The sequence below is a fragment of the Microbulbifer sp. 2205BS26-8 genome (genome assembly GCF_030731025.1).
GTDB lineage: Bacteria > Pseudomonadota > Gammaproteobacteria > Pseudomonadales > Cellvibrionaceae > Microbulbifer > Microbulbifer spongiae.
Map to the genome: position 1 here is coordinate 1 of NZ_JAVAMR010000235.1, position 264 is coordinate 264.

A 264-nucleotide genomic window follows, 5' to 3' on the forward strand; every position below is an offset into this window, starting at 1 on the left:
GGCGGAGGTTACTCGTAGCTTAGGGCTGGGTGGTAGAACCATTTTCTCATGGTTGAAAACTGCACGGGAAAAAGGCATCGACGCTTTGGCTCCCAAAGCAAGGCCTGGGCGCGGCAGAAAGTTGTCACCTATTGAGGAGCAAGAAGTCAAACGATGGGTTATTGGTGGTGATCCGAGGCAATACGGTTTTGACTTTGGGTTGTGGACACGCCAAATCGTGTCAGATCTGATTCGAGAGAAATTTGGTATTGAACTTAGTATAAC

General features: G+C 48.5%; 1 protein-coding gene. It reads left to right on the forward strand.

Features of this window, described 5'->3' with window-relative positions; genetic code table 11:
• On the forward strand, nucleotides 1-264 hold a 264-nt coding region (locus Q5Y71_RS17400), incomplete at both ends, for a helix-turn-helix domain-containing protein (RefSeq protein WP_306043323.1).